Annotated in this window: 6 protein-coding genes; 3 read left to right on the top strand and 3 right to left on the bottom strand. The window is 37.7% G+C overall.

The features are described from left to right. Both BXY_RS17465 and hsdR read right to left on the bottom strand, forming a co-directional pair. Positions 1 to 196, bottom strand: a 196-nt coding sequence (locus BXY_RS17465) for a type I restriction-modification system subunit M N-terminal domain-containing protein (protein ID WP_208946838.1), incomplete at its 3' end; no start/stop codon positions are given. A 3-nt stretch (positions 197 to 199) separates the two neighbouring features. Next, on the bottom strand, positions 200 to 2,506 hold the full coding sequence (hsdR, locus tag BXY_RS17460) for an EcoAI/FtnUII family type I restriction enzme subunit R (RefSeq protein ID WP_015532542.1): 2,307 nt from the start codon (positions 2,504 to 2,506) through the stop codon (positions 200 to 202). 440 nt (positions 2,507 to 2,946) lie between these two features. On the opposite strand from hsdR, the gene BXY_RS17455 reads away from it, so the two are divergent. From BXY_RS17455 to BXY_RS17445, 3 genes are all read left to right on the top strand, one after another. Continuing rightward, positions 2,947 to 3,354, top strand: coding sequence for a helix-turn-helix domain-containing protein (locus BXY_RS17455; RefSeq protein WP_004302000.1), 408 nt, complete (start codon positions 2,947 to 2,949; stop codon positions 3,352 to 3,354). Positions 3,355 to 3,389: 35 nt separating this feature from the next. Beyond that, complete coding sequence (locus tag BXY_RS17450) at positions 3,390 to 3,788, top strand: helix-turn-helix domain-containing protein (protein WP_004301999.1); 399 nt, start codon at positions 3,390 to 3,392, stop codon at positions 3,786 to 3,788. A gap of 326 nt (positions 3,789 to 4,114) precedes the next feature. Then, the gene (locus BXY_RS17445; protein ID WP_004316548.1) at positions 4,115 to 4,549 is read left to right on the top strand and encodes a DUF6078 family protein; all 435 of its coding nucleotides are present in this window, start codon (positions 4,115 to 4,117) and stop codon (positions 4,547 to 4,549) included. A 100-nt stretch (positions 4,550 to 4,649) separates the two neighbouring features. On the opposite strand, the gene BXY_RS17440 is transcribed toward BXY_RS17445, so the two are convergent. After that, positions 4,650 to 6,740 (bottom strand): BT4734/BF3469 family protein, encoded by a 2,091-nt coding sequence (locus tag BXY_RS17440; RefSeq protein WP_134993551.1) that lies wholly within the window; start codon positions 6,738 to 6,740, stop codon positions 4,650 to 4,652. Positions 6,741 to 7,096: the final 356 nt, after the last annotated feature.

Raw genomic sequence — 7,096 nt, 5'->3', positions numbered from 1 at the left:
TTAGCTCTTCCGGAATAATTGATTTAAATACCTTTTTTTCACGGCGACTTTTATACTCCCACGTTTCTTCCTGTGCATCATAAACTTTTAGGAAGAATAGCCAAACCATTTGTTCAATACGCTGTGCATCACCACTAATACCTGCGTCTTGACGCATTATATTCTGTAATCGTTTTATTATATTATTAACTGCCATAAATTATGCTACATATAATTCGTTTTCTAAATCTTTAAGTGCTTTTTCAAATTTCTCCCATCCACCAAACAACTTAACTATCTTTTGAGGCTTACCGATTGTATTAAAAGGAGGGGTATCAAGTATATCCTCATTCTCAAATTCCAAAATGCCTTTATCAGCATATTTATCTAACAATGCTTCTAAAACTTGTTTAGCCACACCTTCATATCTAGATAAATAATCTCTCTTCTTTACATTATTAGCACGTTCCTTCCGCGTAAGCGGTTGCTTATCAAAAGCCACATGACATATTATATCAAAAATGTCTGCATTAAGTAAATCAGGACGCTTTTCACGAACTGCATCAAGTAAAACATTGTATTCTTTAAGTTCATCAACAATAACTTTCTTCTTATCAGCAGCAGTCCAGTTCTTTATAAACTCATCCAACGTAGCATACTTACCTCGAATATTCTTACGTGTAAAATCTGTTAAACTTTCTGTGACAAGAGTATGTCCATCAGCACCAAGGTATGAAACAATTTCTGTGTTTATCTGAATATCTTTTCCATTAATGTAATATTTCTTGCGACCATATTCCCTTGGAGGTTGGTCATGTGATACAGTCCGACGCGGACGATATGGAGGATATGTTTTACTCCCTCCACCTTCCAGCTCTGGATCACCATCAAATTCTGGATCTTTAAACAATTGGGTCACATTCCTGAAATCAAGAATTTCAAAATGCCACTTCCCCTTATCAGTACGCAACCGAGTACCACGCCCTACAATCTGCTTAAATTCTGTCATAGAACCTATTTCTTTATCAATAACAATAAGTCCGCAGGTTTTACAATCGACACCAGTAGAAAGCATTTCGGAAGTCGTAACGAGCGTAGGATATGGTTGATCTGGATCTATAAAATTATCAAGTTGTTTCTTCCCAATATTCTCATCTCCAGTGATACGCATAATATAGCGAGAATCCTTCTTGCACAAATCAGAGTTATAATTAACCAAAAGTTGCCGCATCGCCTCCGCTTCTTCTATATCTGCACAAAAGATTATAGATTTTGTCATGCGTCCTATTCTATGGAGCATTTTAGTTATGCGTCGAGCAACAATATCTCGGCGTTGCATAATAACTAACTCACGTCCAAATGTTTTCCGGTTATAAAAACCAGCTTTAATGAGATTACCTTTTATATCCAACTCATCTTCCTCGGGCGTCCATCCTTCTAAATCGATATTCAAAAAAGAGTTAGTTACTCTATACGGAGCTAAAAAACCATCTTCAATACCTTGCTTTAATGAGTATGTATACAAAGGCTCATTGAAATAGTCAAGATTATTAGCTCCTTCTTTTACTTTAGGGGTTGCAGTCATACCAATCTGAGTTGCGGAAGAAAAATACTCTAACACTTTTCGCCACTCCGATTCATCTTTAGCACTTCCACGATGACACTCATCTACAAGAATCAAATCAAAGAAAGTTGATTTGAACTCTTTAAAAGGATCGGGAATATTCTCGTCATAAGAAACTAATTGTTGATATAGAGCCATATATATTTCAAAAGAAGAGTCCATATTCTTCTTTTGAATCTTCGTCATAACTTTTTTAAAAGGCTTAAAATCTTGAGCCATAGTCTGATCTATCAAGACATTTCTATCTGCAAGATATAAGACTCGCCTTTTTAATCCAGATTTTGTCAACCGATGAATAATCTGGAAAGCTGTAAAAGTTTTTCCTGTACCTGTTGCCATTACCAATAAAATTCGATTTTGTCCACGGGCAACAGCTTCAATTGTTCTATTTATAGCTATTCGCTGATAATAACGAGGAATGTTAGTATGAGCATCCCAATAATAAGGTTCTTCAATAGCCTTTATTTCTTCCGAAGTATATTTTTTAGAATCACGTAAACGTTTTAACAGTTCATCAGGAGTTGGAAACTCATCCATATTAATATTAGTTTCCTTACCAGTAAGAAAATCATGCTCAATAAAACCGTCTCCGTTAGAACTGTAAGCAAAAGGTATATCCAGAATTTTCGCATAGTCCATTGCCTGTTGCAGTCCAGCTCCCACAGCTTTATTATTATCTTTTGCCTCAACTATAGCAATAGGATTATTTGCAGAATAATGCAATAAATAGTCAGCTTTCTTTCCTTGTTTCCGGGCATGAACATTCCCTTGAAATATTACTCGCCCATCAGTAAAGTAATATTCCATCTTTATGAGTTCTTTTTGCCATCCTGCCTTTTCAACAATAGCTGGAGTTATAAAACGTAATTTTATATCTTCCTCTGTTAATGACTTCTTATCCATATACCTAACACTTAACTTCTTATAATTGTGTATTATCGGAAGTTGCAAATCTAATTAAAATAATTAACAAGAAGAAATTATTTACTCGTTTTTGTAGAAATAATGTAATTACATAGTTTTACCAGGGGTAACACATATATTTCACAAACTATACCTATATTAAATAATCATCCTTCTGCAATGTTTAAGAAGATATTTTCCTCACAAAAAATCAGATGACTAAAAGTTACTTTCCGTACAATTCAAAGAATAAAACTAGATATAAAATTCAGTACCATGTTTAATATATTGTTTACCCAAACTAACAATAAATTTCATCAAATAAAATAACCAAAACTACAGAAACAAAAACATACACTAAAAAATAAAGCATACTTTCATTTGAATTAAACTGTTTCTTGTTATCTTTGCCTAGACGTATTCATTTAAAGAACAATAATATGGATGTTGAAATAAAAGAGAAAGAAAACCGGAGACATGTCGGACGCAATTTACAAAGGATTCGTGTATATTTAGGCATGAAACAGGAAGCGCTGGCTGCCGATCTTGGTGTAAATCAGCAGGTCATTTCAAAGATTGAGAAACAAGAGGAAATAGAAGAAGGCTTTCTAAAAAGAATTGCTGAAGTGTTGGGTATATCCGAAGAAGTCATTAAAGACTTTGATGTTGAAAAGACGATTTTCAATATTAATCATCATAATTATAAGGATGCAAATATCTCTGAAGGTGCTACTACATACGCCATCGTTCAACAAATAAATCCACTTGAAAAGATAGTTGAGTTATATGAGCGTTTATTGAAAAGTGAGCAAGATAAAATTGAGATCCTGAAAAAATATATGAAATAATCACTGCTAGATTCAGCAATCTAATATATAGAAGAATGGAAACAATAGAAAATATAAAATCAAATCACCTTCACCTTGGGAAAAAGATAGAACGTGTACGCAGACTTCGCGGTATGACTCAAACGGAGCTAGGCCAATTATTAGGAATAACCAAGCAGGCTGTTTCAAAAATGGAACAAACCGAGAAAATTGACGATGAACGATTAGAAAAAATAGCCTCTGCATTAGGAGTTACTACCGACGGATTGAAAGAGTATAACGAAGAAACAGTTTTATATAACACAAATAATTTTTACGAGAATTGCGGTGTAAAAAATGCAATTGGTAATAACCAAACATTCAATAATTTTCCCATAGAACAAACGATTGAACTCTTTGAGAAACTGTTAGAGAAACAGAAAGAACAATTTGAGAGCTTAAAAAAAGAGAAATAGATGACCTTTATAAAATACTCAACTTCGTTTATAACAATTATTTCCCTAAGGAAGTTGTAGATGAATTGATTTCCTCAAAGAACAAAGAAATTGATTGGCTAAAAATAGAGATAAAGAACCTTAAACAAGAAAGAGAAACCTTGCTGCAAATAATTAGGGATATGTATTGAGTATCCCTAATTACCAAATGTTGATAAGAAATCCCCATAACATACAAATAAAACAATCCCAACGCTTCCCATTCCCAAAATAAAGTCCTACTTTTGTGAAGAATTCTGTTTGCAATATTTACAACAGTATTTCACAAATAAAATAAACCCTACAAAATGAAAGAAGAACCCGACAGTCTGTCTGTCCCTTACAATTTTGCCCGTTGTTTCAACGCTCAATGTCCACAAGCCTCCAAATGCCTGCGCCACATAGCTACACAACTTGATACAACAGATTACCTTTATATCTCCATCGTTAATCCGGCACGTTATCCTGCGGATGGAAACCAATGCGAATGTTTCAAAACTACAGTAAAAGTCCATGTGGCATGGGGACTTAAACAGTTGCTTAACAGAATCCCCTATGAGGATGCAGTCAGTATCAGAATACAATTGGTAGGACACTATGGAAAAACGGGATATTATCGATTCTATCGTGGAGAACGGGGGCTTATGCCTAAAGACCAAGCCTACATCAGACAACTATTCCGCAATAAAGGGATAAAAGAAGAGCCAACTTACCAACGCTACACAGAAGAATATATTTGGTGAGTTGCTGTCATCTGTCACAATTTAGGGGTTAATTGTTTAGTAATGAACCGATAAGACTGTGACAGCAAGAGGTGACGGCAGGGTGATGGCATTTTTGCCGTCACCTGGTTATTAGTCTTACAACATGATAGAGTGTACCGCTACGCGTATGTTTGGAAGGTATTTCTTGCTTTTTCAGTATTCTTCCGAAGGAATTAACCCTCTTGACAGACATCGGGATTGAACTGCCTTTTTGAATATCTTCCATAATCTCCGCTGGAGACAACCACTCCCCTTCTTCAGGCTGTGCGGCACGGAAATAACGGAAGAAAAGTTGCTCTTCCGGCGGGACTTGTTCAAATTCACGGTTGTTTTCCACCATGATCTTTTCTTCCTCCTGGTCGAACCAGTAACGTTCGCCATGTTCCAATTCGTACATAGCTTGTGCGTAAAGCTGCTCATAGTCTATCGGACGGTTGGTGTCAATCACTCCGGTCACTTCGATGCAAATAAAACGACGACTGCCGGAAGGGTCGGTCAACAAGTCTTTCTGGTTACTTGTAGCTATGAATGAGGCGTACCGACGCATTTCAAGCACGGCACTGCCATGAGGTTTCTTCACATTCAGTACAGGCTTTTGCAGAATATGTTTCAGAAAGCCTTGTTGTGTCGAACTCACCTGGTCAAATTCATCGATATTGATAAGCGCAAAACGATTGAGGTAAAGTTCGGCATCTTTCTTTCGGGAGAAATCAATGCTGTCAGTATAGTAGGAACGCTCGGAAGGGGGCATTATGCTCCGGCAAAAGGTGGATTTACGTGTCCCTTGCGGTCCGACAAGTAAGGGCGAAACACTGTTTGCATACTTTTTATTGCTTCCTTTCCAATGAGAAACCATATTGAGGAACCAACGGTGGAACAAATCCATCCAATACGGATTCTTACAAGGGACGGTGGCTGCCAATGCACGAATACGGTCTTTACCGTCCCATGCGGGAAGCCGGTAGAGGAAATCTTCCAACGGGTTGAATACAGGGACGCGGTTGGAGTAAATATAACGACTAATATCCCTATCCCACAACGGGATACCTTCCATCTGTGCATCCAAAGCAATGCTGTTCAGCGCACGTTTATCGAGAGGATTGAAACGGAAACGAAAAGAAAGCCTTTCACGATATTCTACCTCACCAATTTGGGTATTATGACGGAATTCATAGCGGCGTTTCATAAATTCTTCAGTCTGCAAGGCGAGTTGCTGCTCTTTAGTCAGGCTGATATTCTTGCCGAAACCTTTGCACTCGGTATATATATTGCCAATCATTTGCCGGATAAGCTCTTCCTGTCTATACATATAGAAGTGGAAAACAGTACGTTTCACAACTTCTTCTTGTGGAAGTCCCGAAGCAAAACAGTTTTTAGCCAGTTGGACAACTAAAGGATGCCATGTGTCTTTGCTCAATTCGAGCCCCGCTTCCCGGAGATCGGCATAAGCTTTCCGAAAAGCGGCTTCGAAAAGCATCAGGAAGGCATTTTCCGCATCATATCCCGGTACGGCACGGGTCAATGGAGATTTCTCCGCCTGAACCGCTTCACGGAAAGTGGTTTCTTCGGGCATTGATGATGGTTGAGAGAGATAAAATTGGACTGAATTCGGACGATATATGATGTCCGGATCGTGGGATAATCGCGAATATTGTTCCAGAGTCGGTTCTTTGGGAAGTATATCGAACGGGATTTGGGGCTGATAACATTTCACAGCCAGTCGATAAGCATGGGCATGGAATAGTTCCGCTTCTTCCCGTGTTTTGGGAAGGGAGTTGTCCGGTCGGGTGAAGGTAGTCCATATTTTCACAGTTTTGCCACTTGAACCCATAAAAACACAACGGGTTTGTGGTTGCTCACAGGCTTTTTGTTTCACTAAAGCGATTTCCGACTTATTGGATAAAGGGCCAATGGTCAGTTCTACAATACCGTTGTAGCTTTTCATCTGTTTCTGACCGTTTACTTTTCGGAATTCAGCGGCAGGAATTATCTTGGGCAGTTTATCGGCAAACATACACCGTTCATCGGAAAGGGTATATCGCAGATGTTCTCTGAATGTAGAAACAGGACGGGATTTTATTTCTGTCTTTATCTTATTTACCAGTATATCAAGATCCATTACGCTGAGCGCTATCGTATCTTCATTCTTACGAAATTGAGTAATTTTCATTAATTTGATAATAAATTGTTTTGTCAGCGCCTTTGTGATCGTTGAGACTGCTAAATTAGTCATAATATCCGAAACCAGCAAAGAAAACAAGTTTTTAATACAGAAAATTATTGATATATCAAGCATCTCTTTATCTGAAAGAAACGGGATTGTCACGACCTAATTACGGGGCAAATTAGTTTTCTCCGCTTGAAACTACAGTTCCAGCGAAGGGAAACTATAGTTTCATCGGTGAGAAACCAATGGTTTCAAGTAATTGGAACTAGAGTTTCAAGCGTATGAAACTAAAGTTTCAAACCGCAGAACCAACAGTTTCACGCCTTGAAACCGTTAGTTTAAAGGCAGAGCACAACTCA

Origin of the sequence: Bacteroides xylanisolvens XB1A, assembly GCF_000210075.1 — a bacterium.
Lineage (GTDB): Bacteria > Bacteroidota > Bacteroidia > Bacteroidales > Bacteroidaceae > Bacteroides > Bacteroides xylanisolvens.
The sequence above is the reverse complement of the archived record's forward strand: the minus strand, read 5'-3'. Positions and strand labels throughout refer to the sequence as shown.